The 26,303-nt window shown below is 71.2% G+C and carries 22 protein-coding genes, 1 pseudogene and 1 riboswitch; of the genes and pseudogenes, 17 read left to right on the top strand and 6 right to left on the bottom strand.

Annotation, left to right across the window (positions count from 1 at the left end; translation table 11 throughout):
* Nucleotides 1-172, top strand: a riboswitch (yybP-ykoY riboswitch).
* Nucleotides 173-183: 11 nt separating this feature from the next.
* From BB334_RS09425 to purT, 8 genes are all read left to right on the top strand, one after another.
* Nucleotides 184-759, top strand: coding sequence for a TMEM165/GDT1 family protein (locus BB334_RS09425; RefSeq protein WP_068807610.1), 576 nt, complete (start codon nucleotides 184-186; stop codon nucleotides 757-759).
* Between the two features lie 137 nt (nucleotides 760-896).
* Entirely contained in the window at nucleotides 897-1,397 is a 501-nt protein-coding gene (locus tag BB334_RS09420) for a c-type cytochrome (protein WP_068807607.1), read from the top strand.
* A gap of 61 nt (nucleotides 1,398-1,458) precedes the next feature.
* Nucleotides 1,459-1,956: a hypothetical protein gene (locus BB334_RS09415; protein WP_068807604.1), complete on the top strand. Its 498-nt coding sequence runs from the start codon at nucleotides 1,459-1,461 to the stop codon at nucleotides 1,954-1,956.
* Nucleotides 1,953-3,305 carry a GAF domain-containing protein gene (locus BB334_RS09410; protein ID WP_068807601.1) on the top strand — a complete coding sequence of 451 codons (1,353 nt, stop codon included), beginning with the start codon at nucleotides 1,953-1,955 and terminating at the stop codon, nucleotides 3,303-3,305. The genes BB334_RS09415 and BB334_RS09410 overlap by 4 nt, the downstream gene beginning before the upstream one ends.
* A 142-nt stretch (nucleotides 3,306-3,447) precedes the next feature.
* Nucleotides 3,448-4,410: a thiamine pyrophosphate-dependent dehydrogenase E1 component subunit alpha gene (locus BB334_RS09405; RefSeq protein ID WP_068807598.1), complete on the top strand. Its 963-nt coding sequence runs from the start codon at nucleotides 3,448-3,450 to the stop codon at nucleotides 4,408-4,410.
* 19 nt (nucleotides 4,411-4,429) lie between these two features.
* A complete protein-coding gene (locus BB334_RS09400) occupies nucleotides 4,430-5,392 on the top strand; it encodes an alpha-ketoacid dehydrogenase subunit beta (RefSeq protein ID WP_068807595.1) in 963 nt (320 codons plus the stop codon).
* A gap of 335 nt (nucleotides 5,393-5,727) precedes the next feature.
* Nucleotides 5,728-6,192: a PRC-barrel domain-containing protein gene (locus BB334_RS09395; protein ID WP_068807592.1), complete on the top strand. Its 465-nt coding sequence runs from the start codon at nucleotides 5,728-5,730 to the stop codon at nucleotides 6,190-6,192.
* Nucleotides 6,193-6,281: 89 nt separating this feature from the next.
* Nucleotides 6,282-7,478, top strand: a complete 1,197-nt coding sequence (gene purT / locus BB334_RS09390) for a formate-dependent phosphoribosylglycinamide formyltransferase (protein WP_068807589.1) — start codon at nucleotides 6,282-6,284, stop codon at nucleotides 7,476-7,478.
* A gap of 37 nt (nucleotides 7,479-7,515) precedes the next feature.
* Here the strand turns inward: purT and BB334_RS18465 are convergent, their stop codons facing one another.
* Entirely contained in the window at nucleotides 7,516-7,692 is a 177-nt protein-coding gene (locus BB334_RS18465) for a hypothetical protein (RefSeq protein WP_198531214.1), read from the bottom strand.
* 93 nt (nucleotides 7,693-7,785) lie between these two features.
* Here BB334_RS18465 and mnmC point away from each other — a divergent pair, with 93 nt between their 5' ends.
* The gene (gene mnmC / locus BB334_RS09385; protein ID WP_068807586.1) at nucleotides 7,786-9,795 is read left to right on the top strand and encodes a bifunctional tRNA (5-methylaminomethyl-2-thiouridine)(34)-methyltransferase MnmD/FAD-dependent 5-carboxymethylaminomethyl-2-thiouridine(34) oxidoreductase MnmC; all 2,010 of its coding nucleotides are present in this window, start codon (nucleotides 7,786-7,788) and stop codon (nucleotides 9,793-9,795) included.
* Nucleotides 9,796-10,013: 218 nt separating this feature from the next.
* Here mnmC and gltX read toward each other — a convergent pair whose 3' ends face one another.
* Complete coding sequence (gene gltX, locus BB334_RS09380) at nucleotides 10,014-11,414, bottom strand: glutamate--tRNA ligase (protein ID WP_068807583.1); 1,401 nt, start codon at nucleotides 11,412-11,414, stop codon at nucleotides 10,014-10,016.
* Between the two features lie 146 nt (nucleotides 11,415-11,560).
* Between gltX and BB334_RS09375 the strand changes: the two genes are divergently transcribed.
* On the top strand, nucleotides 11,561-13,879 hold the full coding sequence (locus tag BB334_RS09375) for an acetate/propionate family kinase (protein ID WP_068807580.1): 2,319 nt from the start codon (nucleotides 11,561-11,563) through the stop codon (nucleotides 13,877-13,879).
* A 25-nt stretch (nucleotides 13,880-13,904) separates the two neighbouring features.
* On the opposite strand, the gene BB334_RS09370 is transcribed toward BB334_RS09375, so the two are convergent.
* On the bottom strand, nucleotides 13,905-15,932 hold the full coding sequence (locus tag BB334_RS09370) for an alkaline phosphatase D family protein (RefSeq protein WP_068807577.1): 2,028 nt from the start codon (nucleotides 15,930-15,932) through the stop codon (nucleotides 13,905-13,907).
* An 80-nt stretch (nucleotides 15,933-16,012) separates the two neighbouring features.
* Nucleotides 16,013-17,341 carry a ferredoxin reductase family protein gene (locus BB334_RS09365; RefSeq protein WP_068807574.1) on the bottom strand — a complete coding sequence of 443 codons (1,329 nt, stop codon included), beginning with the start codon at nucleotides 17,339-17,341 and terminating at the stop codon, nucleotides 16,013-16,015.
* Between the two features lie 216 nt (nucleotides 17,342-17,557).
* Here BB334_RS09365 and BB334_RS18175 point away from each other — a divergent pair, with 216 nt between their 5' ends.
* The 7 genes and pseudogenes from BB334_RS18175 (at nucleotide 17,558) to BB334_RS09330 (ending at nucleotide 24,016) form a co-directional block, all read left to right on the top strand.
* Nucleotides 17,558-17,974 (top strand): hypothetical protein, encoded by a 417-nt coding sequence (locus BB334_RS18175; protein ID WP_068807571.1) that lies wholly within the window; start codon nucleotides 17,558-17,560, stop codon nucleotides 17,972-17,974.
* 230 nt (nucleotides 17,975-18,204) lie between these two features.
* Nucleotides 18,205-18,879 (top strand): thermostable hemolysin, encoded by a 675-nt coding sequence (locus tag BB334_RS09355; RefSeq protein ID WP_068807568.1) that lies wholly within the window; start codon nucleotides 18,205-18,207, stop codon nucleotides 18,877-18,879.
* A complete protein-coding gene (locus BB334_RS09350; RefSeq protein ID WP_068807565.1) occupies nucleotides 18,869-20,347 on the top strand; it encodes an AMP-binding protein in 1,479 nt (492 codons plus the stop codon). Before BB334_RS09355 ends, BB334_RS09350 begins: the two co-directional genes overlap by 11 nt.
* On the top strand, nucleotides 20,344-20,997 hold the full coding sequence (locus BB334_RS09345) for a TenA family transcriptional regulator (RefSeq protein WP_068807563.1): 654 nt from the start codon (nucleotides 20,344-20,346) through the stop codon (nucleotides 20,995-20,997). Before BB334_RS09350 ends, BB334_RS09345 begins: the two co-directional genes overlap by 4 nt.
* Before the next feature lie 11 nt (nucleotides 20,998-21,008).
* On the top strand, nucleotides 21,009-21,803 hold the full coding sequence (locus BB334_RS09340; protein ID WP_068807560.1) for an SDR family oxidoreductase: 795 nt from the start codon (nucleotides 21,009-21,011) through the stop codon (nucleotides 21,801-21,803).
* A gap of 75 nt (nucleotides 21,804-21,878) precedes the next feature.
* Nucleotides 21,879-22,538: pseudogene (locus BB334_RS09335) on the top strand (response regulator).
* Nucleotides 22,538-24,016, top strand: a complete 1,479-nt coding sequence (locus BB334_RS09330) for an ATP-binding protein (RefSeq protein ID WP_068807558.1) — start codon at nucleotides 22,538-22,540, stop codon at nucleotides 24,014-24,016. Before BB334_RS09335 ends, BB334_RS09330 begins: the two are co-directional and overlap by 1 nt.
* 68 nt (nucleotides 24,017-24,084) lie before the next feature.
* Here the strand turns inward: BB334_RS09330 and BB334_RS09325 are convergent, their stop codons facing one another.
* Nucleotides 24,085-24,831 carry a phosphatase PAP2 family protein gene (locus BB334_RS09325; RefSeq protein ID WP_068807554.1) on the bottom strand — a complete coding sequence of 249 codons (747 nt, stop codon included), beginning with the start codon at nucleotides 24,829-24,831 and terminating at the stop codon, nucleotides 24,085-24,087.
* Nucleotides 24,832-24,835: 4 nt separating this feature from the next.
* Nucleotides 24,836-26,303, bottom strand: a 1,468-nt coding sequence (locus BB334_RS09320) for a phosphoethanolamine transferase (protein WP_068808006.1), incomplete at its 5' end; no start/stop codon positions are given.

Raw genomic sequence — 26,303 nt, 5'->3', positions numbered from 1 at the left:
CGCGCCTTCATCGGGGAGTAGCCGCCCGGCCATCACCACGGCAGGGGCCTGCGTCAACACACTTGGCCCCCCGGGCCATGGCGCAGGCAGTCCGTCGACCTGGCAAGACCTTTGATCATGGACCTCCGTAACGGCCGGGGAGGCGCATGGTCATTGGTTTCTTCCGGCCGCGGAGCGAATTCGATGGAAGCCTTCCTCCTCTCCACCAGCATCGTCGCTCTCGCCGAGGTCGGCGACAAGACCCAGCTGCTCGCCTTCCTGCTCGCTGCCAAGTTCCGCAAGCCGCTGCCGATCGTGCTCGGCATCCTGGTCGCGACCCTGGCCAATCATGCGGGCGCCGGCGCGCTCGGCGCCTGGCTCACCTCGCTCCTCGCGCCCGGCACGCTGCGCTGGATCCTCGGCCTGTCCTTCCTCGCCATGGCGGTGTGGATCCTGGTGCCCGACGAGCTCGAGGAGGACGAGGCGAAGCTCGCCCGCTTCGGCGTCTTCGGCACCACCGTGGTCGCCTTCTTCCTCGCCGAGATGGGCGACAAGACCCAGGTCGCCACCGTGGCGCTCGCCGCGCAATACCAGGCCCTTGCCGCGGTCGTCGCCGGCACCACGCTGGGCATGATGATCGCCAACGTGCCCGCGGTGCTGCTCGGCGACCGTATCGCCGAGAAGATCCCGGTCCGTCTGGTGCACGGCATCGCCGCGGCGATCTTCGCCGCGCTCGGCATCGCCACCCTGCTCGGCGCCGGCGAGAGCCTCGGCCTGTAGGCGACTTCACGCATAAGCCATTTTTAAGATTTCGCGAGCGGCGTTTTAGGCTCGCGGCCGTCGGAGCTCGACCACACTGCAGCTGCAGGGCCGGGAATCGACGCGGCCCGACGTCCCCAACCCGACGGAGCACGACGATGACCGACACCGCGCGATTCCTTCTCTCCCGGCTGGCCGCCCTGTTGCTGGCGGCGGCGACCTCCCCGGCCCTGGCCGACGGCCCCGACCCCGCGTCGGCGAAGCTGATCGAGCGCGGCCGCTATCTGGTCAAGGTCGCCGGCTGCAACGACTGCCACACCCCCGGCTACGCGCAGAACGCTGGCGCCGTGCCGGAAGCGCAATGGCTGACCGGCGATCGCATCGGCTGGCGCGGCCCCTGGGGGACGACCTACCCCAGCAACCTGCGGCTCGCGGTGCCGCGACTGAGCGAGGCGGAGTGGCTGCAGAACGCCCGCACGCGGCGCTACCGCCCGCCGATGCCATGGTTCGCCCTGCGCGACATGTCCGACGACGACCTGCGCGCGATCCATCGCTACCTGAGCGCGCTCGGTCCCGCCGGCGAACCGGCGCCGGCCTGGGTGCCGCCGGGCGGGAACCCGCCCGGGCTGGCGATCGTGTTTCCATCCCCGCCGCAATGAGCGCAGGCGGAGCGCGCCCCGCCTTTCGCCCGCGACCGGCGCTGTCTATGATTTCAGGATCATGGACGCGCCCTTTCCTCTCGTTCTCGATGCGGCGCAGGCCGCCTTCGTCTGCGGTGGCGTGTCGATCAGCGCCGCGTCCTGCCGGCGGGGCGGGCTGCCCAATCTGGCCCGCGCCACCGGCTGCCGGGTCGGCGCCGATCGGCGCACACTGAACGTGCTCTTCGCCAGCGCCGCCGCCGCCGCCCTGCTCGAGGACGTGCGCTGCAGCGGCCGCATCGCGGTGACCTTCAGCGAACCGCCGACCCACCGCACCGTGCAGTTCAAGGGCAGCGACGCCCGCATCCTGCCGCCCGAGCCGGACGACGGCGCGCTCGCCGCCGCCTACGTCGATGCCTTCGCCAGCGCGCTCACGCAGCTGGGCTATTCCGGCGAGGTCATCCGCGCGGTGCTCGCGAGCGAGGCCGACGAACTCGTCGCGGTCAGCTTCACGCCCAGCGCCGGCTTTTCCCAGACCCCGGGCCCGAATGCCGGCACCGCCCTCGGAGCGGGCCGATGAGGATCCGCCTCGACGCCATCCGCGACTGCCTCGAAGGGGCGATTCCCGGCCAGATCGCCACCGCCGACGCCGAGGGCGTGCCCAATCTCGCCTACCTGTCGCAGGTGCAGTATGTCGACGCCGGCCATGTCGCGCTCTCCTACCAGTTCTTCAACACCACCCGCCGCAACATCCTCGCCAACCCGGTCGCGCGCGTCGCGCTGATCGATCCGGTGTGCGCGGCGCATTACCGCCTCTCGCTGCAGTACCTGCGTACCGAGGAGGCCGGCCCGCTGTTCGAGAAGATGAAGGCCAAGCTCGCCGGCATCGCCTCCCACACCGGCATGGCCGGCGTATTCCGTCTGCTCGGCGCCGACATTTACCGCGTGCTAGACATCGAGCGCGTGCCCGGCCGCACCCTGCCGGTGCCGGCCGCGCGGCGCAACCTGATCGCGGCGCTGCGTGCGAGCGCCGAGACCCTGTGCGAGTGCGCCGACCTCGACAGCCTGCTCGCGCAGACGCTGAACTGCCTGGAGATGCAGTTCGACATCCACCACGCGATGGTGCTGCTGCTCGACGCGCGCGCCGGCCGCCTGTACACCGTCGCCAGCCGCGGCTACCCGGTGTCGGGCGTGGGCGCGGAGATCGGCCTCGGCGACGGCATCATCGGCGTCGCGGCGCGCGAGCGCACCCCGATCCGCATCGGCCACTTCGCCGCCGAATACAGCTACGGCCGGGCGGTGCGCGACAGCCTCGCGCGCAACGGCCTCGACGCCGGCCTGGAGACCGAGATTCCGCTGCCCGGCCTGCCCGATTCGCGCAGTCAGCTCGCGGTACCGATCCGCGCCGGCCACCAGCTGCTCGGCGTGCTCTACGTCGAGAGCCCGCTCGACCTTCGCTTCGGCTACGACGACGAGGACGCGCTGGTGGCGCTCGCCGGCGGACTCGGTGCCGCCATCCAGCTGCTGCAGCATGCGCCGCCCGAGGCGCCGGGCAGCCCGGCGCCGGCCGCGCCGCCTGGCGCCACCCCGGCCGGGCCGCCGCTGCGGGTGCGCCACTATGCCGAGAACCACAGCGTTTTCCTCGGCCCCGACTACCTCATCAAGGGCGTCGCCGGCGCCATCCTGTGGGTGCTGCTCAGCGACTTCGTCGCCCACGGCCGCACCGCCTTCAGCAACCGCGAGCTGCGCCTCGACCACCGCATCCGCCTGCCCGAGCTGAGCGACAACCTCGAGGCACGGCTGATCCTGCTTGCCCGCCGCCTGATCGAGCGCCAGGCGCCGATCCACATCGAGAAGACCGGCCGCGGCTGCTTCGAGTTGCGGGTCGAGCGTCCGCTCGAGCTGCTCGAGCTGCCGCCGGCCGACTGAGCGCGGGCGCGCGCTTCCTAAATCTTCGCTGCGCGCCTGCTAAGAATTTCCTAAGCGGCGCACGCTTTCCGGTCCAGGTCCTAGAGTGGAGACATCGCGCTGACGCGCGGACCTACCCCAAGAACTGCGCCAGGAGGCCTCCATGTCCCCGCTTCCCTCTCTCGCCCGCCCCGCAGACCGCCTCGAGGCGATGCTGCTGATCCGCGCCTATGAACTCCGCCTCGCCGCGCTCGCCGCCGAAACCGGCATTCCCGGCACCTGCAGCGCGGTCGGCCAGGAGGCGGCGGCGGTCGGCGTGGTGTCGGCGCTCACCGGCGACGACCTTATCCTGACCAACCATCGCAGCGCGGGTCACCTGCTGGCGCGCGGCGCCGACCCGGGCCGGATGATGGCCGAGGTCATGGGCCGGCGCGACGGCTACTGCAAGGGGCGCAGCGGCTCGCTGCACATCTCGGCGCGCGAGCTCGGCGTGGTGCTGACCTCGACCATCGTCGGCGGCGAACTGTCGCTCGCCACCGGCGTCGCGCTGTCGCAGACGATGCTCGGCCGGCCCGGCATCGTCGCCTGCTTCTTCGGCGACGGCGCCGCCTGCGAGGGCATCTTCCACGAGGCGCTCAACCTCGCCGCGGTGTGGAAACTGCCTATCCTCTTCGTCTGCGAGAACAACCAGTGGCAGGCCTTCGTGCATCGGCGCGAGACCATGCTCGCCGAGCACATCTCGGGCTTCGCCGCCGCCTACGGCGTCGGAGGCGCGACGGTCGACGGCAACGACGTCGAGGCGGTGCGCGCCGCCGCGCTCGAGGCGGTCGAAAGCATCCGCGCCAGCGGCCGGCCCTTCCTGCTCGAGACCGCCACCTACCGGATGCGCGGCCACCTCGAGCCCGACGACCAGCACTATGTGGACGCCGGCGAACTCGCGGCCTGGCGGGCACGCGACCCGATCGCGCAGCTGCGCAGCCGCTTGCTCGCAGCGGGCGGTCTCACCGACGGCGAGGCGGACGCGATCGACGCGCGCATCGCCGCGCGCGTCGCCGCCGCCGAGGACTTCGCCCTCGCCTCGCCCTGGCCCGATCCCGCCGGCCTCGCCGACGACGTTTACGCCTGACCCCGGACGGAGAACGATCATGGAACAGATCTCGATCGAACGCGCGATCGGCCAGGCGCTGGCCGAGGAGATGCGGCGCGACGCCCGCGTGCTGCTGTTGGGCGAAGGCGTCGCCACCAAACGACCCGAGCTGGTGGCGGAGTTCGGCCCGGCGCGGGTGCGCAACACCCCGCTCGCCGAGGCGATCATCGCCGGCACCGCGGTGGGCGCAGCCGCCACCGGCCTGCGCCCGGTGATCGACCTGCTCTTCGCGCCCTTCCTGAGCTACGCCATGGACGCCCTGGTCAACAGCGCGGGCAAGCTGCGCCACCTGTCGGGTGGCCAGTTCGAGTTCCCGCTGGTGGCGATCGCGATGACCGGCGCGGGCTGGGGCGTGGGCAGCCAGCACAACCACAACCTCGAGGCCTGGTTCGCCCATGCCCCCGGCCTGAAGGTGGTGATGCCCTCCACCCCTGCCGACTTCAAGGGCCTGCTGAAGTCCGCCATCCGCGACGACAACCCGGTGCTGTACTTCGTCGACATCGGCCTGCTGCAGCAGGCCGGCGAGGTGCCGGCAGGTGAGTCGCTGGTGCCGCTCGGCCGTGCGGCGATCGCCCGCAGCGGACGCGATCTGAGCCTGGTCTCCTATGCGAAGACGGTCCCGGTCTGCCTCGAGGCGGCGGCGCGCCTGGCGGCCGACGGCATCGAGGCGGAGGTGATCGACCTGCGCTCGATCAAGCCGCTCGACCTCGGCACGGTGCTCGACTCGGTGCGGCGCACCGGACGCGTCGTCGTGGTGCACGAGGCGAACCGCAGCTTCGGCGTCGGCGCCGAGCTCGCCGCGCTGGTGGCCGAGCACGCCTTCGACGTACTGAAGGCGCGACCGCTCCGGCTCGGCGGGCCCGACGCCCCCGCGGCGGCCAGCATCCCGCTCGAACAGGCCTACGTCCCCTCGGTGGGCGCGGTGTGCGAGGCTGCGCGCAGCTTGCTGCGGTGCGACTAAGGAGTGGTTGTTGCAATTTCTAACGGTTGCCTATTGCAACTAGTTTTCCGGACGATTAGAATTCATCCCGTCTCCTCCTCTTGAAGAACCCTTCGAGTGGTTAAAGCCTCGCCCCCTCCCGGCGAGGCTTTTTTTTGTCCCTCGTTTCGGTATCTCCATGCTCGAGCGCACCGCGCGGGACGGGTGCCCGAGGGCCGATCCGGGTCGGGGAGTTTCCCCGCGGGCAAATAAGTGGTTCACTTGCAGGGAACCCTGACGGCCCGACTGCACGATGCTGCGGCGCGCGCGACCGGACTGTCCTCCGATTTCCAACCGCCCACTCAATGGAGCAGCCCATGAATGCGAACATTCCCCACCCGGGCGAAGCCGCCGGCGCCAACGAAACGACCCCGATCCTCGAGGACATCACCTGCCATTCGGGCGGTCCCGGCCCCGACGTCATGAACGCCGGCTCGCTGACCGGCGACGCCGTGGTCAACGCCGCCGGCGAATCGCTCGGCAAGATCGACGCCATCATGATCGACGTGCGCTCGGGCCGCGTTGCCTACGCGGTGCTGTCCTTCGGCGGCTTCCTCGGGGTGGGCAACAAGCTGTTCGCGATCCCCTGGTCGGCGCTGGCACTCGACGCGATCCACAAGCGCTTCGTCTTCGACGTCAGCCGCGAGCGCCTCGAGGCGGCCCCGGGCTTCGACAAGTCGCACTGGCCGTCGATGGCCGACCCGGCCTGGGCGAAGGAGATCCACGACTACTACGAAGCCGAGCCCTACTGGGACGATCCGCTGTCGACCTCGGGCGGCTGAGCGCGCCTGACACGCGCCCGACGGCGAGCGCTGCAGCGCACTGAACCCCGAAAATCAGCCTGGCGGGCCGTGCGGTCCGAGGAGAACACATGAAACTGGGCACCCCCCTGTCGCCGAGCGCACTGCGCGTGATGCTGCTGGGCTCCGGCGAGCTCGGCAAGGAAGTGATCATCGCGCTGCAGCGGCTCGGCGTCGAAGTGATCGCGGTCGACCGCTACGCCGACGCCCCCGGCCATCAGGTCGCGCACCGCGCCCACGTGATCCCGATGACCGACGGCGTCGCGCTGCGCGCGCTGATCGAGCAGGAGCGGCCCCACCTGGTGGTGCCCGAGATCGAGGCGATCGCCACCGACGTGCTCGCCGGGCTGGAGGCCGAGGGCCTGGCCGAGGTGATCCCCACCGCGCGCGCCGCGCAGCTGACGATGAACCGCGAGGGCATCCGCCGCCTCGCCGCCGAAGAGCTCGGCCTGCCGACCTCGCCCTACCGCTTCGCCGACTCGCTCGAGGCGCTGCAGGCAGCCGCCGGGGAGATCGGCTATCCCTGCATCGTCAAGCCGGTGATGTCCTCCTCCGGCAAGGGCCAGTCCACCCTGCGCGGACCGGCCGACGTCGAACCCGCCTGGGACTACGCTGCCGCCGGCGGACGGGTGAATCAGGGCCGCGTCATCGTCGAGGGCTTCGTCGACTTCGATTACGAGATCACCCTGCTCACGGTGCGCGCGCGCGACACCGACGGCGCGCTGAAGACCTTCTTCTGCGAACCGATCGGCCACCTCCAGCAGGCCGGCGACTACGTCGAATCCTGGCAGCCCCAGCGCATGAGCACAGCGGCGCTGGCGCGCGCGCAGGAGATCGCCGGCGCGGTCACCGGTGCGCTCGGCGGCCGCGGCCTGTTCGGCGTGGAGCTGTTCGTCAGAGGAGACGAAGTGTGGTTTTCCGAGGTCAGCCCGCGGCCGCACGACACCGGCCTGGTGACCCTGTGCTCGCAGCGCTTTTCCGAGTTCGAGCTGCACGCGCGCGCCATCCTCGGCCTGCCGGTCGACACCGCGCTGCGCGAGCCGGGCGCCTCGGCGGTGATCTACGGCGGCATCGAGGCCGCCGGCATCGCCTTCGAGGGGGTGGCGGAGGCGCTCGCTGTGCCGCGCAGCGACCTGCGCCTGTTCGGCAAGCCGGAAGCCTTCGTCAAGCGCCGGATGGGCGTGGCGGTCGCCAACGCCGACACGGTGGAGGAAGCGCGCGAACGCGCCCGTCTCGCCGCGAGCCGGGTGCGGCCGGTGGCGGGCTGAACGGCGGCGCAAGGAGCGCGGGAAAGGGCGAAGGGGCTCAGGCTTCGCCGACCACCTGCCAGGCGTACAGCAGGCTCGCCTCCGAGAACTCCAGCCCGGTCTCCTCGTCCCGCCACCAGGCGAACTCGCCGCCCGCGCTGCCGAGGTAGCGCCAGCACCGAAGTTCGCCGCTGCACAGCTCGATCCGATAGACCCGCCCCAGTTTCAGTTCCATTTCCGACGCCGCCCGCGCTGTTCCCACACTCGAGACCTGCAGGATAAGCCCGACCGCACCCGCCGGCCCCCTCAGAGACGACAAGCACCGACCATGCCGATCACTCCTGCCCGACTCGCGTGGACCGCGGACGGCACCCCCTACTCGGAACGCTTCGACGACGTGTATCACTCGCGCGACGGCGGCCCCGGCCAGGCGGAGAGCGTCTTCCTCGCCGGCAATGGCCTGCCCGGACGCTGGCGCGGGCGCGAGCGCTTCGTCGTGCTCGAGACCGGCTTCGGCCCCGGCCTGAACTTCCTCGCCACCTGGGCGGCATGGCGCGCCGATCCGCAGCGTTGCCGGCGCCTGCACTTCGTCTCCTGCGAGCTGCACCCCTTCCTGCGCGATGACCTCGCGCAGCTGCACGCGCGCTGGCCGGAGCTCGCCCCGCTCGCCGGCGAACTTCAGTCGCGCTGGCCGCTGGCCGCCCCCGGCGTTCACCGGCTCGAACTCGACGGCGACCGGGTCTGCCTGACCCTGTTCTTCGGCGACGCGCGCGACGGCCTCGACCGCCTCGCGCTGCGCGCCGACGCCTTCTTCCTCGACGGCTTCTCGCCGACGAAGAATCCCGAGCTGTGGTCGCCGCGCGTGTTCCACCAGCTCGGTCGGCTCGCCGCGCCGGGCGCCAGCCTCGCCACCTGGTCGGTGGCCGGCACGGTACGCGAGGGCCTGCGCCGCGCGGGCTTCGAAATCGCGAAGGCGCCGGGCTTCGGCGGCAAACGACAGATGCTGCGCGGCGTGCTTGCCGCACGCCGGGCTGCCCCGGGGCGCGACGCCGAGGCACTCGCCACGCACGACACGATCGCGCAGGCGGCGGCAGCCTCCGGGCCGGGTGCGCCCGCATCGCCCTCCGGCGCCGCCCACGCCGCCCGCCATGCCCTGGTGATCGGCGCCGGCGTCGCCGGCACGTCGGTCGCCGAACGGCTCGCCGCCCGCGGCTGGACGGTGGAGGTAATCGACGCCGCCGCCCACGCCGGGGCCGGCGCCTCCGGCAACCATGCCGGCGTGCTGCGCCCGCTGCCCAACCTCGACGACAATCGCATGAGCCGGCTGACCCGCGCCGGCACCCTCTACGGCCTGCGCCACCTCGAGCGGCTGGCGGCGCGCGACCTGCCGGTGCGCTTCGAGGCGTGCGGCGTGCTGCAGCTCGCGCGCGACGCGGCCCAACGCGAGACGATGGCGGCCGTGATCGAGCGGCTCGCGCTGCCCACCGAGCTGCAGCGTTTCGTGGACGCTGCGGAGGCGGAAGCGATCGCCGGCTGGCCGCTGCGCGAAGGCGGATGGTGGTTTCCGGGCAGCGCCTGGGTGCAGCCGCCCAGCCTGTGCGCGGCCAACCTCGCCGCCCATCCGCAGCGCATCCGTACCCACTTCGGCAAGCCGGTGGCCGGCCTGCGGCGCGAACGCGGCCGATGGCTGGCACTCGATGCGGCGGGCGAGACGATCGCCGCCGCCCCGGTCGCGATCCTCGCCGCCGGTGCGCGCATCGGCGGCTTCCCCGAGGCCGCCTCCCTGCCGGTCGGCAGCGCGCGCGGCCAGGTCGCGCTGCTGCCGGCTGCGGCGGGCAGTCCGCCGCGGGTGGTGGTGTGTCGCGGCGGTTACGTCAGCCCGGCGATCGACGGCCTGCGCTGTGCTGGCGCCACCTTCGCGATGGACGACGCCGACGAGACGGAGCGCACCGCCGACCAGCGCGAGAACCTGGAGACGCTCGAGGCGATGCTGCCCGGCTACACCGCCGGTATCGACCCGGCGACGCTCGCCGGCCGTGTCGGCTTCCGCCCCACCTCGCCCGACCGCCTGCCGATGGTGGGCGCCCTGCCCGCCACCGATCAGCCGCCCGGTATGGCGAAACTGGCCGACGTCGTGCGCGAGCCGGGGCTGTACGCGGTGTCCGGCTTCGGCGCACGCGGCCTCGTGTGGGCGGCGCTGATCGCCGAGCTGCTCGCGAGCCAGCTCGAGAACGAGCCCCTGCCGCTCGAGCGCGACCTGGTCGACGCGCTCGACCCGGCGCGCTGGCTGCTGCGCGACGCGGCACGCCCACCCCGCCGCGCACCGCCTCCCTCGTAGGCGCCCTGCCCCCAGGGCGATAGCCGTCGTCGCCGGCACGACCGCCGTTATCGCGCACAGGGGTGCGCTCCTACAGCCCCTTCGACAAACGCCCCCCTGTAGGAGCCCCGCGCCCAGGGCGATCAGCGGCCGTAAGCGTCTGCACGACCGCCCCTATCGCGTACGGAGGTGCGCGCCCACCGTGCCACGGTGCAGCGCCTACGCTGCGGGAGCCCTGCTCAGAGCTGGCGATCGAGCCGTGCCAGCACGTGCTCGCGGCCGAGCACCTCGAGCACCGCGTCGATCGAGGGCGTCTGCGGCACGCCGAGCACGACCACGCGCAGCGGGATCGCGACCTGCGGCATCTTCAATCCGTGCGCGGCCATGGTCTCCTTGATCGCCTGCGACAACGCCGCCTTGTTCCATTCGACGGCGGCGAGCCGCGTGCGCAGGCTGGCGAGCGCGGCTTTCGCCGTGTCGGTCAGGTGCTGGCCGAGCACTTCGGGTGCCGGATGCAGGTCGGCGACGAAGAGTTCGGCCGAGTCGGCCAGTTCGTTGAGGTTGGAGACGCGATCCTTGTACAGCGCCACCACCGCCTCGAGGGAGGGCCCGGTCTCGGGGTTCACCCCGCGCCGCGCGAGCCGGTTGGCGACCTCGGCGGCGAGCCGGCCGTTTTCGGCCTGCCTGATGTAGTGGGCGTTGAGCCAGTTGAGCTTCTCGGTATTGAACTGCGCCGCCGAGGGTGTGATGTGGTCGAGGTCGAACCACTCGACGAACTGCTGACGACTGAAGACTTCATCGTCGCCGTGGCTCCAGCCAAGGCGCGCAAGGTAGTTGATCACCGCCTCGGGCAGATAGCCTTCGTCGTCATATTGCATCACGCTGACCGCGCCGTGGCGCTTGGACAGCTTGGTGCCGTCGTCGCCGAGGATCATCGACAGATGGGCGTAGAGCGGCACGTCGGCACCCAGGGCCTCGAGCACGTTGATCTGGCGCGGGGTGTTGTTGACGTGGTCGTCGCCGCGGATGACGTGGGTGATGCCCATGTCCCAGTCGTCGACCACCACGCAGAAGTTGTAGGTCGGCGTGCCGTCGGCGCGCGCGATGATGAAGTCGTCGAGTTCGGCGTTGGCGATCTCGATCCGGCCCTTCACCAGGTCGTCCCAGGCCACCACGCCCTCGGTCGGGCCGCGGAAGCGCACCACCGGCTGCACGCCCGCCGGCGGCGCCGGCAGTTCCTTGCCCGCCTCGGGCCGCCAGCGGCCGTCGTAGCGCGGCTTCTCGCCGCGGGCGCGCTGCGCCTCGCGGATCGCGTCGAGCTCTTCCGGCGAGGTATAGCAATGGTAGGCGGTGCCGGCCTCGAGCATCTGCGCGATCACCTCCTTGTACCGATCCATGCGCTGCATCTGATAGAACGGTCCCTCATCCGCGTCCAGCCCGAGCCAGCTCATGCCGTCGAGAATCGCCTGCACCGCCTCCGGGGTGGAACGGGCGACGTCGGTGTCCTCGATGCGCAGAACGAAGCTGCCGCCGTGGCGGCGGGCGAAGGCCCAGGCGAACAGCGCGGTGCGCGCGCCGCCGATGTGAAGGTAGCCGGTCGGACTGGGGGCGAAGCGGGTGCGGACGGGAGTGGCAGACATCGTGGGAGCGTTCGGACGGAGATAAAGGCGTGATTCTAAGCGATTGCGCCGATGCGCGCGGCGCGCCGGGCGGGCGCGCCGTGTGCGCTGCAACATCCAAAGTGCTAACCTGCGGGCTACCCCCTGCGTCAGCACTGGAAACCGCCATGAGCGAAATCGATCTCCACAAATTCTTCCTCGAACAGGTCCGCCTGTTCGAGAGCCTCCCCGCCGACAAGGTCGAGGAGATCATCCACCTGTCGCGCCAGGTCACCTTCGAAGGCAACGAGGCGATCCTCGAGACCGGCGAGCCCGGCCGTTTCATCGGCGTGATGATCAGCGGCCAGGCCGAGATCTCGGTCAGCGACAACACCGGCACGCGCACCGTGCTGCAGGAGCTGGTGCCGGGCGAGATCTTCGGTGCGATGTCGCTGCTGAGCGGCGAGCCCAACGTCGCCGACGTGATCGCGGGCACGCGCTGCTTCGTACTGCTGATCCCGCAGGAGGTGGTACACACCCACATCCTCACCAGCCCCAAGGCGGTGGCCTACCTGACCCGCCGCCTCACCGAGCTCACCCGCGCGCTGGCGGCATTGCCGGTAACGGCAACCGCGCGTCCGGCGAGCGCGGCGGACGATCCCTACGCGCTGTCGCTGACCACCGACATGCCGGGCAAGGTGATCGTGCTCAACGTCGGCATCAGCCGCATCCACTTCGGCGTGTACGACACTCGCGACCTCGGCTCCGACGTCACCGGCGTGATCGACAACGCGGATCCGGCGGCCGCCCGCATCCGCGTCGCCGTCGGCTCGCAGACCCGCAGCCTGGAGCGCGAGCCCTTCCCGATCGAGCAGCTGTTCCCGGTGATGCAGGAGGCCTGCGCGCTGCTCGGCAGCCACTTCGCGCTGCACCTGCCCGAGATCGTCGCAGTCGGCCACCGGGTGGTGCACGGCGGCAACCGCTTCTCGAGCGCGGTCGTCGTGACGCCCGGCGTGATCGCCGACATCGAGGCGCTGTCGCGCTTCGCGCCGCTGCACAATCCGCAGAACCTCGCCGGCATCCGCGAGGCGATGAAGCGCCTGCCCCACGTGCCGCACGTGGCGGTATTCGACACCGCCTTCCATCACACCCTGCCGCCCTACGCCTACCTCTACGGCCTGCCCTACGAGCTGTACAAGCAGGAAGGGATCCGCCGCTACGGCTTCCACGGCACATCTCACCGCTACGTGTCGCTGAAGGCCGCCGAGGTGCTCAAGCGTCCGCTCGGCGAACTCGAGATCGTTTCCGCCCATCTCGGCGTCGGTGCCTCGCTGTGCGCGATCGACCACGGCCGCTCGGTCGACACCACGATGGGCATGACGCCGACCGACGGCCTGATCATGCCGAGCCGCTCGGGAAGCCTCGACCCGGCGGTCGTGCTGCACCTGATCCAGGATCACCAGATGTCGGTCGACGAGGTCGCCACCCTGCTCAACACGCGCAGCGGCCTGAAGGGGATCTCGGGCATCTCGGGCGACATCCACGAGATCGAGGCCGCCGCCAGCGAGGGGCACCACCGCGCGCTGCTCGCGCACAAGGCCTTCTGCTATCAGGTGCGCAAGAACATCGGCGCCTACGTCGCCGCGATGGGCGGCATCGACGTGCTCGCCTTCACCGGCGAGATCGGCGAGACCAGCGCCACCGTGCGCAGCCTGGCCTGCCAGGGGCTCGGCTACATGGGCATCAAGCTCGACGAGGAGCGCAACCGCAACCTCGGCCGGCTCGACTCGCACGCGGTGATCTCCGCCGCCGACTCGCCGGTCGCGGTGATGGTGATCGCGAGCGACCACGAGCGCCTGGTGGCCTGGGAGACGCTGCGCGCGATCGAGCGCAACGAGCTGCTGCTGGCGAGCGAGAAGCAGCAGCTGCCGATCCCGATCGAGGTCTCGGCCCACCATGTGCACCTGTCGCAGGCCGATGTGGACGCGCTGTTCGGCCCCGGCCACCAGCTCACCCCCCAGCACGAGCTGTCGCAGCCGGGCCAGTACGCCTGCGAGGAGAAGGTGCACCTGGTCGGTCCCAAGGGCCGCATCGCCAACGTGCGCGTGCTCGGCCCGACGCGCAAGGGGACCCAGGTGGAGATCGCGATGACCGAGCAGTTCAAGCTCGGCGTGCAACCGCCGATCCGCGAATCGGGCGATCTCGCCGGCACCCCCGGCCTCACCCTGGAAGGCCCGGCCGGCAGCACCGTCATCGAGCGCGGCGTGATCTGCGCCCAGCGCCACATCCACATGACGCCGGAAGATGCGATGCGCCTGCACGTGCGCGACAAGTACGTGGTGCGGGTCCGGGTCGAGGGCGCGCGCGAGCTGACCTTCGGCGACGTCGTCGTGCGGGTGAGCCCGTCCTACCGGCTGGCGATGCACATCGACACCGACGAGGGCAACGCCGCCAGCGTGCAGACCGGCATGATCGGCTACATCGACGCGATCCAGAGCCGGCACTGAGCGCGGCGCCGCGGCAGGGGCGCGCTCAGTGCCAGCGCGACTCCTCCTCGCGCCGGCTGAAGAAGACCTCGCGCCCGTCGGCGAGCAGCTCGCGCACCCGCCACGGCACGCCCTCGGCGTCGAGCTCCACCAGACCGATGCCGCTGCCGTTGAGCAGGCGGCGGCCGTGCGGAATGCCTTCGGGCTTGCGCGGGATCACCCGCATGCGGCGCCGCCGGGTGAACCAGTTCAGCGGCGAGCGCGGCGAGTAGAGCCACCGGTTGGCATGATCGAGCACGGCGAGCAGGCGCGGCGGAAAGCCGTTGCGGACCCCGCTGCTGCAGATCTGCCAGATGTCGGGGCCGCGCACCCTGCCCCGCAGCTCGACGTCGTACACGAACGAGTAATGCACGTCGCCCGACAGCACGACGAAGTGCTGCGGCGTCCGGCGGTGACGGAAGATGTTGAGGATCGCCTCGGCCGCGCCCGGGTGCGCCATCCAGTTCTCGGCGTCGACCATCAGCGGATGGCCGAACCAGGTGAACACGCGCTGGATCGCCTCGATCAGCTTGACGCCGAAGATCGGCGCCGGCGACACCAGCAGCACCGCCGGCAGGCCGCGCAGGGTGTGCTGCAGGTCGGTGAGCGCCTCCCAGTCCATCAGGCCGGAGGGGCGCCGTGCGGCGTACTCCGAATGCCAGCGCTGGGTGCGGGTGTCGATCACCACCAGCGGCGGCGTCGTCGGCCAGGTGTAGTGCCACTCCTCGAACTTCAGCAGGCGATCGATGGCCTCCTCGTGCGCAGCCCCCCCGGGCGCGACGAAGCCCTCGCCGAGCCGGGCGAGCAGGTCCGCATCGAACACCTCGGGGCGGTTGCCCCAGCCCTGGTTCACCAGGTAGGCGAGCAGCGCATTGCCGATCACCCGCCGCGAGAACGGATGGCCGTAGGCGATCTCTTCCCATTCGCGGCTCAGGTTCCAGTCGTCGGTGACGTCGTGGTCGTCGAAGATCATCGCCACCGGCAGGTGGGCGAGCACGCGGCGCACCGCCGGCAGGTCGGCGACGAAAGCCTCGATCCTGCCCCGCTCCTGCTCGAACAGGGCGCGCGATTCGGCATCCAGGCCCGGTGGCGGCGCGGGCTCGATGCCGGCCCAGGCCGCGGGCGACCACACGAGCAGATACATCGCGAGCACTTCCGCCAGCGTGATCAGGTGATTGTGCGCGCTCGCCGAGGTGAACACCGGCTTTTCCACGCCGCCGAACAGGATCTCGATCAGCGCGTAGTTCCGCTTGTGGCGCGGCAGCAGGGTGTCACGCGCGTAGTAACACGCCGGATGCCGGTAGAGCTCGCGCGCGTCGGTGACGCCGGCCTCCTCCGTCCCGGCGAGCCGTTCCGGCGGAAAGCCGAGGCGCTCGAGCAGACGGTGGATCGCCACCAGCATCGGGCCGGCGACATCGTCGGCATAGATCTGGTCGCCGGTCATCACCAGCACCGAGGGCCAGGCGGGCGAGGCTTGATCGGCGCGCGCCTCGCCCTCGTCGTCGGCACCCCGTCGATCCGGCGCCCCGGCCGCGATCAGGGCGCCGAGCAGCCCGTCGACGCGCACGAGGCCATCGCCGCCATCGTGATGCGGCTTGCGGCACGAGCCGTGCAGCAGCGAGCCCACCTGCGGAGCGAAGACGAAGCCGGGCGAGGACTTGCCGGGATAGCAGAGGTCGGCCGCCCACGCGCGCCAGTCCTGCCAGTCGTCCGACTCCGAAGCCGCATCGGACAGCGCCAGCGTGTAGCCGACCCAGCGGCCCACCGGCAGTTCGTCCTCGAGTCTCAGGTCGATCAGCAGGTAGTGCAGCCGCTCGGCAGCGGCGAGGTGGGCGCAGCCGGATGCGCCGGGCGCCAAGTCATGCACCCGGGGCCTGCCGTCGCCGTAGTCGAGCGCGATGCGGACCCGGGCCGGCGCGCGTGCCGCGAGCCAGAACACCAGGCGCTTCGCCTCGACACGCCTGAGGATGGGCCCCGCCAGCACGAGCGGGAGGCTCTCGCCCGCCTCGCCCGGGCATTGTGAATTCGATGTCATCGTAGTGGCGGAAACGAACCGGGGGCCGCCCGCGGCAGCGGAAACAGCCCCCGAGTTTACCGGAGCAACGCGCAAGCGGATCAGCGCATGTCGAACAGTTCCTGGTGGAAACGTTCCTCGCCGAAACCCTTGGCGGCGAAACCCTCGCGCAAGGCCTGGCCGAAGCCGGCCGGCCCGCAGAACCACACACGGCCGGCCTTCCAGTCGGGCACCCGGTGGCAGATCGCCTCGGTGTCGAGGCGGCCGTCGCGACCGCTGACGAGCACGTGCAGCTTCACCTTCGCCTTGCCGGCGAGCTCGCGCAGCCTGGCGATGAAGCCTTCGTCCGGCGCACTCGTGCTGTAGAAGAGGTCCACCGCCTTCGGTGCCGGGTCGCTTGCCAGCGCCTGCAGCCGGGCGATGAAGGGGGTGATCCCAACCCCGCCCGCGACCCAGATCTGGCGCGACTCCTCGCCGGCGAAATCGAAGCGCCCGTAGGGCCCTTCCACCTCGACCCGATCGCCGGCCTTCAGGGTTTGCGGCAGGGTGCGCGTGTAGTCACCAATGCCCTTGATCATGAAGTTCAGCCGGCCGTCACCGCGCCAGGCGGACGCGATCGTGAACGGATGCGCGCCTTCCTGCGGATCGAAGCTGACGAAGGCGAACTGGCCTGCGTGGTGGCCCGGCCACGGGCCCTTCAGGCGCACGCCGACCTCGAGCACCCCGTTGTCGGCGTGCCGCACCAGATGCTCGATCTCGCCGACCTTGCGCCGGCTGCGACCGATGCCGCGAAACAGCGACTTCAGCGCGGCATACGTGCCCACCGCCATCAGCACACCCATCAGCGCGCCGAGCGGGGTCGTCCAGTAGCCGAAGGGCAGCAGCATGACGCTGTGCGCAACCAGGGCGAGATAGACGAGCGCCATCAGGCGGTGGCTCTGCAAGAAGCGGCGATAAGGAAAGCGCTTGATCAGCGCAATCGCCGCCAGCACGACGAAGGCGTAGAAGGCCCATTCGCCGATGCTCTCGGCGAGCCCGCGCTGTTCCTGGAAGAAGCGGAAGATCTCGACCGTCTGCTCGGCGCGCGGCCCGCGCGGGGGACGTTCCAGCCAGCCCCAGCCGACCGCGTACTTGGTGCCCTTCGCCCACAGCCAGTGCACCACTGCCAGCGCGAGGCCGGCGATCCCGAGCCACTTGTGCACCCGATACACCTTGTCGAGCCCGCCGAGCAGCGGCTCGAGCATGACCGGACGCAGCGCGAGCAGCATCGCGACGCTCATGACCCCCATGCCGAGCACGCCGGTGTAATTGACCAGCACACCGCGGAGGGCGAAGAAGCGGTCCCCCTCGAGGACCAGCGGATCGGCCTGCCACCACAGCAGGCTCAACAGGGCGAGAACGCCGAGCAGACTCAACTTGATGCGTTTCATGATAAGGCTCCTGCACTTGCGTCGATGCCGTCGCAGTCGCGACAGTTTCTTTGAGCAACATTATCCCCCTAGCGTGCGCGTCCGATGTACCGCCGTGTACTTCAGGGCGAGGCGGGCAACATGCGGATACAGACTCGCTCCCGGCCCGGGTCTAGATTGAGAGCGACCGCGGCGGACGAATGCGCCGCAGGCGGCGCCTTCTGAAAGGGGAACAGGATGAAAGCGAAAACCGTTGTCGCCGCGCTCGCCGCGGCACTGCTATCGACCGTTGCCGCCGCGCAAGTGGAGGGCGGGCAGCCGCCGGTGGCCGATGACGCACCGATCTTCGGCGCGCAGATCATGACCGAGCAGGAGCGCATGGAGCACCGCGACCGCATGCGCGCTGCAAGGACTCTCGAAGAACGCGAGCGTGTTCGCGCCGAGCACCACGAGCAGATGCTCGAACGCGCACGCGAACGCGGGGTGACCCTGCCCGACGAACCACCGGCGCGCGGCGGCGGCATGGGCCCGGGTGGCAGCGGCGTGGGCGCGGGCGGTGGTGGCATGGGCCCGGGCGGTGGCGGCATGGGGCCGGGCGGTGGCGGAATGAGACCCGGCGGTGGCGGCATGGGCCCGGGCGGCGGCGGTCGCTGATTCTTTCGCAACGCGCGCGCGGCATTGCCGCGGGGGCGGGGTTTCCGGCGACGCAAGTTCCCGGGTGCCCCGCTTATTTCGATTCGCGCCGCCCGCCCCACTGACCCGCCCCACTGACCCGCCGCACTCACCCGCACGACTTGACGCCGCCGCCTCGCCGCCGGCCGACTTAAGCCAGGCTTAAGCTCGCGCCCGCAAGATCCGCCCCATTCCCACCGACGAGAGACACCATGAACGCGGAATGGCTGGCCCCCGGCGCGGCGATCGCCCCCCGAGCCGTCGCACCCCCCTGTGCGCTCGCGCTGCGTGCGCCCGCGCGGCCCGAACGCCGCAGCGCGCTCGAGGACTTCATCCGCACGCGTTTTGCCGAACACTATGGCGCGCGAGTGCGGAACTTCATGCCGGAGCTGCTCGGCCTCGAGGCGGACGACGGCGAACTGCACGGCGCGCTCGGCTGCCGCCGCGCCGGCGACCAGCCGCTATTCCTCGAGCACTACCTCGACCTCCCGATCGAGGACGCGCTCGCGCAGCGCTACCGTTGTGCGGTCGACCGTGCCGACATCGTCGAGGTGGGCAATTTCGCCGCCCGCGGCCCGGGCGCCGGCCGGCGCCTGATCGTCGGGCTCACCGAGCACCTCGCCGCCCTCGGGCTGCGCTGGGTGGTGTTCACCGGCACCCGCGCGCTGCTCAACAGCTTCCGCCGCCTCGGGCTCGAGCTGCAGCCGCTCGCCGCCGCCGATCCGGCGCGCCTCGGCGACCAGGCGGGCGGCTGGGGCAGCTACTACGACAGCGGGCCGATGGTGATGGCTTGCGAGGTCGAGGACAGCCACCGTCGCCTGGTGCAGTCGGGCCGCTGCCTGCCCCCCGCCCCCGCGCCCGCCCCGGAACTGCGCCATGTCGCCTGAGCTGAAGACCTTGCGCGAGGCGATCGCGGGATACGGCGCGCGACCGGCGCTGATCGCCGCCGATCGCACGCTGGACGGCCGCGAAGTGCTGGCGGGCGTCGCCGAGCGGATGCACACGCTCGACGCGATCGGCGCCCACCGCGTCGCCCTCGCCCTCGACAACGGTGCGGACTGGGTGATGTGGGATCTGGCCCTGCTGTTCGGCGGCCGGGTCTGCGTGCCGCTGCCGGACTTCTTTTCCGCCGCGCAGCAGCGCCACGTGCTCGACAGTGCGGGCATCGACACCCTGATCGGCGATCGGCACGAGGCCGGCCCCGGCTCGGGTTTCACCGCCAGCCGACCCGGCATCGGGCAGCGCCGGCCGGCGTGCACCCCGGCGCTGCCGGCCGGCACGCTGAAGATCACCTACACCTCGGGCACCACCGGCCAGCCCAAGGGCGTCTGCCTCGACGCCGCCGCCCAGCTCACGGTCGCGCACAGCATCGCCGCGGTGATCCGCGACTGCGGCGTCCGCCACCACCTCTGCGTGCTGCCGCTGGCGACCCTGCTCGAGAACGTCGCCGGCGTGTACGCACCGCTGCTCGCCGGTGCCGGCATCGAGCTCCGCCCGCAGGCCGAGATCGGCCTCCAGGGCGCGAGCGGCTTCGACGTGGGCCGCTTCCTCGCCCGCCTCGGCCTCAGCCGGCCGCACAGCCTGATCCTCCTGCCCCAGCTGCTGCTGGCGCTGGTGAGTGCCGCCGAGCGCGGCCTGCCGCTGCCCGCCGTGCTGCGCTTCGCCGCGGTCGGCGGCGGTCGCGTCGCGCCGGGGCTACTGCAACGCGCAGCCCGGCTCGGCCTGCCGGTCTACGAGGGCTACGGCCTGTCGGAATGCGCCTCGGTGGTGTGCCTGAACACGCCGTCCGCCAATCGCCCCGGCACCGTCGGCAAGCCACTCGCGCATGCCGAAGTGCGGCTCGCCGAGGACGGCGAGGTGCTGATGCACGGCGCGCGCATGCTCGGTTACCTGGGCGAGTCGCCGCCCGCCGGTGGATGGCTCGGCACCGGCGACCTCGGCCATCTGGAGCACGGTTTCCTGGTACTGCACGGCCGCAAGAAGCACCAGTTCATCACTGCCTTCGGCCGCAACGTCAATCCCGAATGGGTGGAGGCGGAGCTGGCGCAACAGGCGCCGATCGCCCAGGCCTGGCTTCATGGCGAGGCCCGCGCCGAAAACCTCGCGGTGCTGGTGCCGCGCGCGCCCGGGTGCACCGACGCCGAGCTGGCGAGCGCGGTCGCGGCGGTCAACCGGAACCTGCCCGACTACGCGCGCGCCCACCGCTGGCTGCGCGCCGACGAAGCCTTCACCGCCGCCAACGGCCTGGCCACGACCAACGGCCGGCTACGCCGCGACGCGCTCGTCGCGCGCTACCGCCCCGCCCTGGACGAATCCCCCTCCCCGACCGCCTGCAAGGACGAAACGCCCGCATGAACTTCTACGACCAGCTCCAGCTAGACACCGCCGCCGAACGCCAGCACCTGCTCGACGCCCCCGTACTGCGCCGCGCCCCCGAGGGTCGCATCGACCTCGACACCTACCTCGCCTTCCTCGGCCAGGCCTATCATCACGTCAGGCATACCGTGCCGCTGCTGATGGCCTGCGGCGCGCGCCTGCCCGACCGCCTCGAATGGTTGCGCGAGGCGATCGCCGAATACATCGACGAGGAGTACGGCCACCAGGAATGGATCCTCAACGACATCGCCGCCTGCGGGGCCGACGCCGAGGCGGTGCGCCGCAGCCGGCCAGCGCTGGCGACCGAGCTGATGGTGAGCTACGTCTACGATCGCATCGCGCGCCACAATCCGGTGAGCTTCTTCGGCATGGTCAACGTGCTCGAGGGCACCAGCATCACGGTCGCCAGCCAGGCGGCGCACGCGCTGCGGGAATCCCTCGGCCTCCCGGCGCAGGCTTTCACCTACCTCGAGTCGCACGGCAGCCTCGACCTCGAGCACATCCAGCTCTTCGCCGGCCTGATGAACCGGCTCGAGGATGCCGACGACAAGGCGGCGGTGACGCACACCGCGAAGGTGGCCTATCGCCTGTACGGCGACATCTTCCGCAGCCTGCCGCTGTCGGCGTGAGGACCACCGCGATGCATCGACGCGAGCTCCGCGCCATCGTCACCGGGGCCAGCGGCGGCATCGGCCAGCCCCTGGTCGACAAACTTTGCGCGGGCGGCGCCCGGCTGCTGCTGGCCGCGCGCCAGCCGCTCGCCCTCGAGTCGCTCGCCCGCAGCCATCCCCCGGGCCAGGTCAGCGTGGTCGAGGCCGACCTGCTCAGCGCCACCGGACGCGATGCGGTGCTCGCCGCCGCGCAGGCGCTCGGCGGGCTGAACTGCCTGATCAACGCCGCCGGGGTAAACCGTTTCGGCCTGCTCGAGGACCAGGACGACGGCGCCATCGCCGACCTCATCGGGCTCAACCTCACCGCCACCGTCCAGCTCACCGCGCGCCCGCTGCCGCTGCTGCAGCAGGCGGACAAGGCCTTGATCGTCAATGTCGGCTCGACCTTCGGCTCGATCGGCCATCCCGGCTTCGCCGCCTACTGCGCGAGCAAGTTCGCCCTGCGCGGCTTCTCCGAGGCGCTGCGCCGCGAGCTCGCCGACACCCGGGTGAAGGTCCTCTACGTCGCCCCGCGCGCGACGCGCACCGCGATGAACAGCACCCCGGTGATGGAGATGAACGCCGCGCTGTCGGTCGCGATGGACGAGCCCGACGCGGTCGCCGCGGCGATCGTGCGCGCGATCCGCACGGAGCGCAGGGAGAGCTACCTCGGCTGGCCCGAGAAGCTCTTCGTGCGCCTCAACGGCCTGCTGCCGCGCGCGGTCGACCACGCCCTGCGCAAGCAGTTGCCGGTGGTCAAGCGCTTCGTCCGCGGGCAGTCGTGAGGCTGGGCGGCCGCCGAATGATCCGGCGGTTGCCGCCGCGATCGTCGGCGTTGGATCGGAGAAGGGGAAACGGCATTGCGAATCCTGCTGGTGGAAGACGAGGTCGGGCTCGGCGAGGGCATCCGGGTCGCCCTCAAGCCCGAGGGCTATACGGTCGACTGGGTGCAGGACGGCGCCAGCGCCCTCCATGCGCTCAGCCACGAGGCCTTCGATCTCGCCATCCTCGACCTCGGCCTGCCGCGGATCGACGGCCTGGAGGTGCTGACACGGCTGCGCGCCGCCGCCAACCCGGTACCGGTACTGGTGCTGACCGCGCGCGACGCCACCGAGGACCGCATCGCCGGGCTCGACGCCGGCGCCGACGACTACCTGGTGAAGCCCTTGGACGTCGACGAGCTCAAGGCCCGCCTGCGCGCCCTGCTGCGGCGAAGCTTCCAGCGGCCGTAGCCGATCCTGAGCCACGGCGAGGTCCGCCTCGATCCGGTGAGCCAGCAGGTCAGCTATCGCGGCCAGGCGGTCGCGCTGCAGCGCAAGGAATTCCTGCTGCTGCACGAACTGCTCGCCCAGCCCGGCCGCGTGCTCACCCGCGACAAGCTGCAGCAGGCGCTCTACGGCTGGGGCGACGAGGCCGAGAGCAACACGCTGGAGGTACACATCCACCACCTGCGCAGGAAGCTCTACCCCGAGCTGATCCGCACCGTGCGCGGAGTCGGCTACCTGGTGGACAAGGCCTGATGCGTTCGATCCGCCGCCGTATCCTGCTGCTCGTGCTCGGCCTGCTGAGCCTGTCGCTGCCGCTGATCTCGTACAAGAGCTACAGCGACGCCCGGCACGAAATCGAGGAGCTGTTCGACGCCGAGCTCGCCCAGCATGCCCGCCTGCTCGCCGGCATGGTCGATCGCGAGATCCGCGACGACCTGCGCGCGGCGCTGCAGGCCTCGCTCGACGAGGCGGTGGCCAGCGGCAGCCAGGGCAGCACGCCCGGCCACGCCTACGAGAAGAAGCTCGCCTTCGTCGTCATCGACGACCAGGGGCGCGCGCTGCTGCGCTCGGCCAGCGCCCCGCTCGCCGCGGTCGACCGCCTGCTGCGGGGCGACACGGGCACCGCCGCCGCGGCGCCCGCCGCCGGCATCGCGCTGAAGACCCCGACCCAGGGGCTGGCCGGCTACCACGACCTGCTGATCGACGGCGAGCAGTGGCGCGTGTTCCTGCTCCACGAGGCGGTCGACCGCCACTGGGTGCTGGTCGGCGAGCGCAGCGACGTACGCGGCGAACTGGTGGCGAAGGTCGCGCTGCAGAACCTGGTGCCCGACCTCGTCGGCCTGCCGCTGGTGGCCCTGCTGGTCTGGCTCGCGGTCGGCTGGGGCCTGCGCCCGCTGGACCGGCTGGTCGAGCTGATCCGATCGCGAGACCCGGACAGGCTCTCGCCGCTCGTGCTCGAGCCGATCCCGGCCGAGCTCGAGCCGGTGGTCGCGGCGCTCAACCGGCTGCTGCTGCAGATCACCGACCTGCTCGGGCGCGAGAAGCGCTTCATCGCCCATGCGGCACACGAGCTGCGCACCCCGCTCGCGGTGCTCCGCATCCACGCCCAGAACGCGCTCCAGGCCCCCGACGACGGCGATCGCGAGAACGCCCTGCACCAGCTGCGCGCCGGCGTCGATCGCGCCACCCGGCTGGTGGCGCAGCTGCTGACCCTGGCCCGGCTCGACCCGGGCGGCCTGAGCCCCGAGCATCAGCGCATGGATCTGGCCGCCTTCGCCCGCGGCGAGCTCGCCGAGCTGACCCCGCTCGCGCTCGAACGCCACCAGGAGCTGACCCTGGAGGCGCCCGACGAGGCCGACTGCCGCCTGGAGGCCGACCCGCCGGCGATCGGCGTGCTGCTGCAGAACCTCGTCGGCAACGCGATCCAGCACACCCCCGAGGGCGGCCGCGTCCGGGTGGTGCTCACGCCCTCGCCTGAAGCGATCGAGCTGCGCGTGCAGGACAGCGGCCCGGGCGTTGCACCTGAACGCCGCACCAAGGTGTTCGAACGCTTCTTCCGCGAAGGATCGAGCCAGGGCGCGGGCCTTGGCCTGTCGATCGTCGCCCGCATCGTCGAGCTCCACGGCGGCGGCATCGCGCTGCACGACAGTCCGCTCGGCGGGCTCGAGGTGCGGGTGAGCCTACCGCAGGCGCGGCCCACGACGAACGCGACGCATACGGCTGCGCGCTGACCACGGCTCAGGCCGGGCCGGGCGCCGGTGGTCAGCGGCTAGGGCTCACCGCGCCCCAGACCATCCGCTCAGTTTTCGCACCGGCCGCCCACGCCGACGTCGGCGCGCACCGCCGCTGCGAGGCTCACGCTCACGCCCCAGGCCAGCCACAGGGTCCATAGCGTGTGGGACAGGAAATGAGCGCCCTGCAGCATGCGCGCCGCGCCGAGGATGGCGCCGGCGAGCAGGCCGGCGAGGAGCGCACGGCGCGCCGCGCGCAGCCCGGCCGGCCGCAGCGCCACCGCCCACACGATCCACAGGAAGCCGGTCGATGCATGCCCGGCGGGGAAGCACTGTCCGGCCTTGATGCCCGGCGGCGCCGGGTCGAACAGGCCGAGATAAGGCGCATAGCCGCCGAACTCGATCAGGTCCCAGGGACAGTAGCGCGACGTGAGCAGCTTGGCGGTCGAGGTCGCGAGCGGGATCGCCACCATGCCGAGCGCCGCGAGCAGGGCATTGCGCGGCGGCAGCCAGCGCAGCCGGCCTTTCCAGCCCTGCTGGCAAACGTAAAGGCTGGCAGCCACCAGCACGTAGGTAACCTGCTTGGCCGTCTTGTGCATCACCGCCTCGAGGAGCCAGTTGCGCCGCAAGGGAAAGATGCCGAGTCCGGGATCGAAGAGCGTGTGCGCCAGCTGGCGGTCGAGATCGGTGGCTTCGAAGGTCCAGTACAGCAGCACGGCGCTCAATGCGAGGAGCGCGGACTGCGCCAGCAGCCATCTGCGCGTGGGCTCTAGCGCGGGCACGGGCACGAAAGGGGCGAGTTCGCTTGGCTGCACGTGTTCAGCTCCGGCATGGGGCGGTGAGGTCCAGCGCGTCGTCGCGGACCGAGGTACGCACGTCGAGCAGGCCGAGGACGGTGTGGTAGAGGTTGTCGTGCGTAGCGGGTTTGTCCGCCTGCGTACGCAGGCAGGCCGGATCGACCCGGTTGCGAGCGGCGAAGCCGGACGACAGCCACATCATCATCGGCACGCGGGTCTGCTCCGCGGGGGCGATCGCGTACGGCAGGCCGTGCAGGTAGAGGCCGTTCTCGCCGAGCGATTCGCCGTGGTCGGAGACGTAGAGCAGCGCGGTGTCGTAGCGCGACGCCAACTCCTTCAGCAGATCGATGCTGCGCGCGAGCACATGGTCGGTGTACAGCAGGGCGTTGTCGTAGCTGTTGGCGATCTGCTCGCGACTGCACTTTGACAGGTCCTCGTCGTCGCAGGTGGGCGTGAAGTGGCGGAAACCCGCCGGATAGCGGCGGAAATAGGCCGGGCCATGGTTGCCGAGCTGGTGCAGCACGAGCACGAGGTTGCCGTTGGCATCACGCAACAGGCTGCGGCTGCTCTCGACGAGGGCCTCGTCGAGGCAGCGCTCGCCATCGCACAGTTCGGGCAGGTTGGCCGGGTCGGGGCGCATGCGCTCGATCCCGGTGCACACGCCCTTGCAGCCCGACTGGTTGTCGTTCCACACTACGCGCAGGCCCGCGTGCTGCAGCGTGTCGAGCAGGGACTCGCTGCCGCGAATGGCATCCTCGTCGTAGTCGCGCCGTCCCTGCAGCGAGAACATGCAGGGCACCGACACCTCGGTGTTGGTGCCGCAACTGCTCACCTCCGGGAAGTTGATGACCGCGCGGCGTGCGAGTTCGGGCGTGGTGTCGTGGGTGGGCGACTGCCCGCCCACGCGGTTCAGCCCCCAGTTGGCCGCGCGCGCGGTTTCGCCGACCACGATCACGAACAGCGCCGGCTTCTTCGCCGTGGCCCAGCTCGCCCCCAGGCGGGCATCGGTGCCGATGGGCTGGCGCGGCAGCGTGGCCGCCTGCGCTTCGCGGCTCAGCACGCGCGCCATCGACCACAGCGGCGCGGCCGGCGTAATCAGGTAACGCAGTTCCTTGTGGTTGCGCATCTGCCCGGAGAAGTCCTTGAACACGCTGCCGAGCGCCGCAGCGGCCACGAGCAATGCGAACATGACGGATACGCTGCGGATCGCCAGCGCGCGCCGCAGCGGACGCCGGCGCAGCCGGGAGCGCTGCAGAACGAAGAGCGGCGGCAGGGCCAGCGCCGCGACGTGCAGGACGAAGCCGGGCGTGAGCAGTTCGCGCGCCTCGGCGACATCGGTGCGCAGCACATTGCGCAACATGCTCGGGTCGAAATACACGCCGAAGTGGCCGGCGTAGTAGCTCGCGACCGCGGCGACGAGGATCAGTCCGCCCAGCAGCGGCTTGGTCATCCACCGGCCGAGCAGCGGTGCGAACAACAGAAAGTTGAGC

The organism is Thauera phenolivorans (genome assembly GCF_001696715.1).
GTDB lineage: Bacteria > Pseudomonadota > Gammaproteobacteria > Burkholderiales > Rhodocyclaceae > Thauera > Thauera phenolivorans.
The sequence above is the reverse complement of the archived record's forward strand: the minus strand, read 5'-3'. Positions and strand labels throughout refer to the sequence as shown.

Coding starts and splice junctions, on each gene's coding strand:
- BB334_RS09425 (WP_068807610.1), top strand. CDS start 184: ATGGAAGCCTTCCTCCTCTCCACCAGCATCGTCGCTCTCGCCGAGGTC.
- BB334_RS09420 (WP_068807607.1), top strand. CDS start 897: ATGACCGACACCGCGCGATTCCTTCTCTCCCGGCTGGCCGCCCTGTTG.
- BB334_RS09415 (WP_068807604.1), top strand. CDS start 1,459: ATGGACGCGCCCTTTCCTCTCGTTCTCGATGCGGCGCAGGCCGCCTTC.
- BB334_RS09410 (WP_068807601.1), top strand. CDS start 1,953: ATGAGGATCCGCCTCGACGCCATCCGCGACTGCCTCGAAGGGGCGATT.
- BB334_RS09405 (WP_068807598.1), top strand. CDS start 3,448: ATGTCCCCGCTTCCCTCTCTCGCCCGCCCCGCAGACCGCCTCGAGGCG.
- BB334_RS09400 (WP_068807595.1), top strand. CDS start 4,430: ATGGAACAGATCTCGATCGAACGCGCGATCGGCCAGGCGCTGGCCGAG.
- BB334_RS09395 (WP_068807592.1), top strand. CDS start 5,728: ATGAATGCGAACATTCCCCACCCGGGCGAAGCCGCCGGCGCCAACGAA.
- purT (WP_068807589.1), top strand. CDS start 6,282: ATGAAACTGGGCACCCCCCTGTCGCCGAGCGCACTGCGCGTGATGCTG.
- BB334_RS18465 (WP_198531214.1), bottom strand. CDS start 7,692: ATGGAACTGAAACTGGGGCGGGTCTATCGGATCGAGCTGTGCAGCGGC.
- mnmC (WP_068807586.1), top strand. CDS start 7,786: ATGCCGATCACTCCTGCCCGACTCGCGTGGACCGCGGACGGCACCCCC.
- gltX (WP_068807583.1), bottom strand. CDS start 11,414: ATGTCTGCCACTCCCGTCCGCACCCGCTTCGCCCCCAGTCCGACCGGC.
- BB334_RS09375 (WP_068807580.1), top strand. CDS start 11,561: ATGAGCGAAATCGATCTCCACAAATTCTTCCTCGAACAGGTCCGCCTG.
- BB334_RS09370 (WP_068807577.1), bottom strand. CDS start 15,932: ATGACATCGAATTCACAATGCCCGGGCGAGGCGGGCGAGAGCCTCCCG.
- BB334_RS09365 (WP_068807574.1), bottom strand. CDS start 17,341: ATGAAACGCATCAAGTTGAGTCTGCTCGGCGTTCTCGCCCTGTTGAGC.
- BB334_RS18175 (WP_068807571.1), top strand. CDS start 17,558: ATGAAAGCGAAAACCGTTGTCGCCGCGCTCGCCGCGGCACTGCTATCG.
- BB334_RS09355 (WP_068807568.1), top strand. CDS start 18,205: ATGAACGCGGAATGGCTGGCCCCCGGCGCGGCGATCGCCCCCCGAGCC.
- BB334_RS09350 (WP_068807565.1), top strand. CDS start 18,869: ATGTCGCCTGAGCTGAAGACCTTGCGCGAGGCGATCGCGGGATACGGC.
- BB334_RS09345 (WP_068807563.1), top strand. CDS start 20,344: ATGAACTTCTACGACCAGCTCCAGCTAGACACCGCCGCCGAACGCCAG.
- BB334_RS09340 (WP_068807560.1), top strand. CDS start 21,009: ATGCATCGACGCGAGCTCCGCGCCATCGTCACCGGGGCCAGCGGCGGC.
- BB334_RS09330 (WP_068807558.1), top strand. CDS start 22,538: ATGCGTTCGATCCGCCGCCGTATCCTGCTGCTCGTGCTCGGCCTGCTG.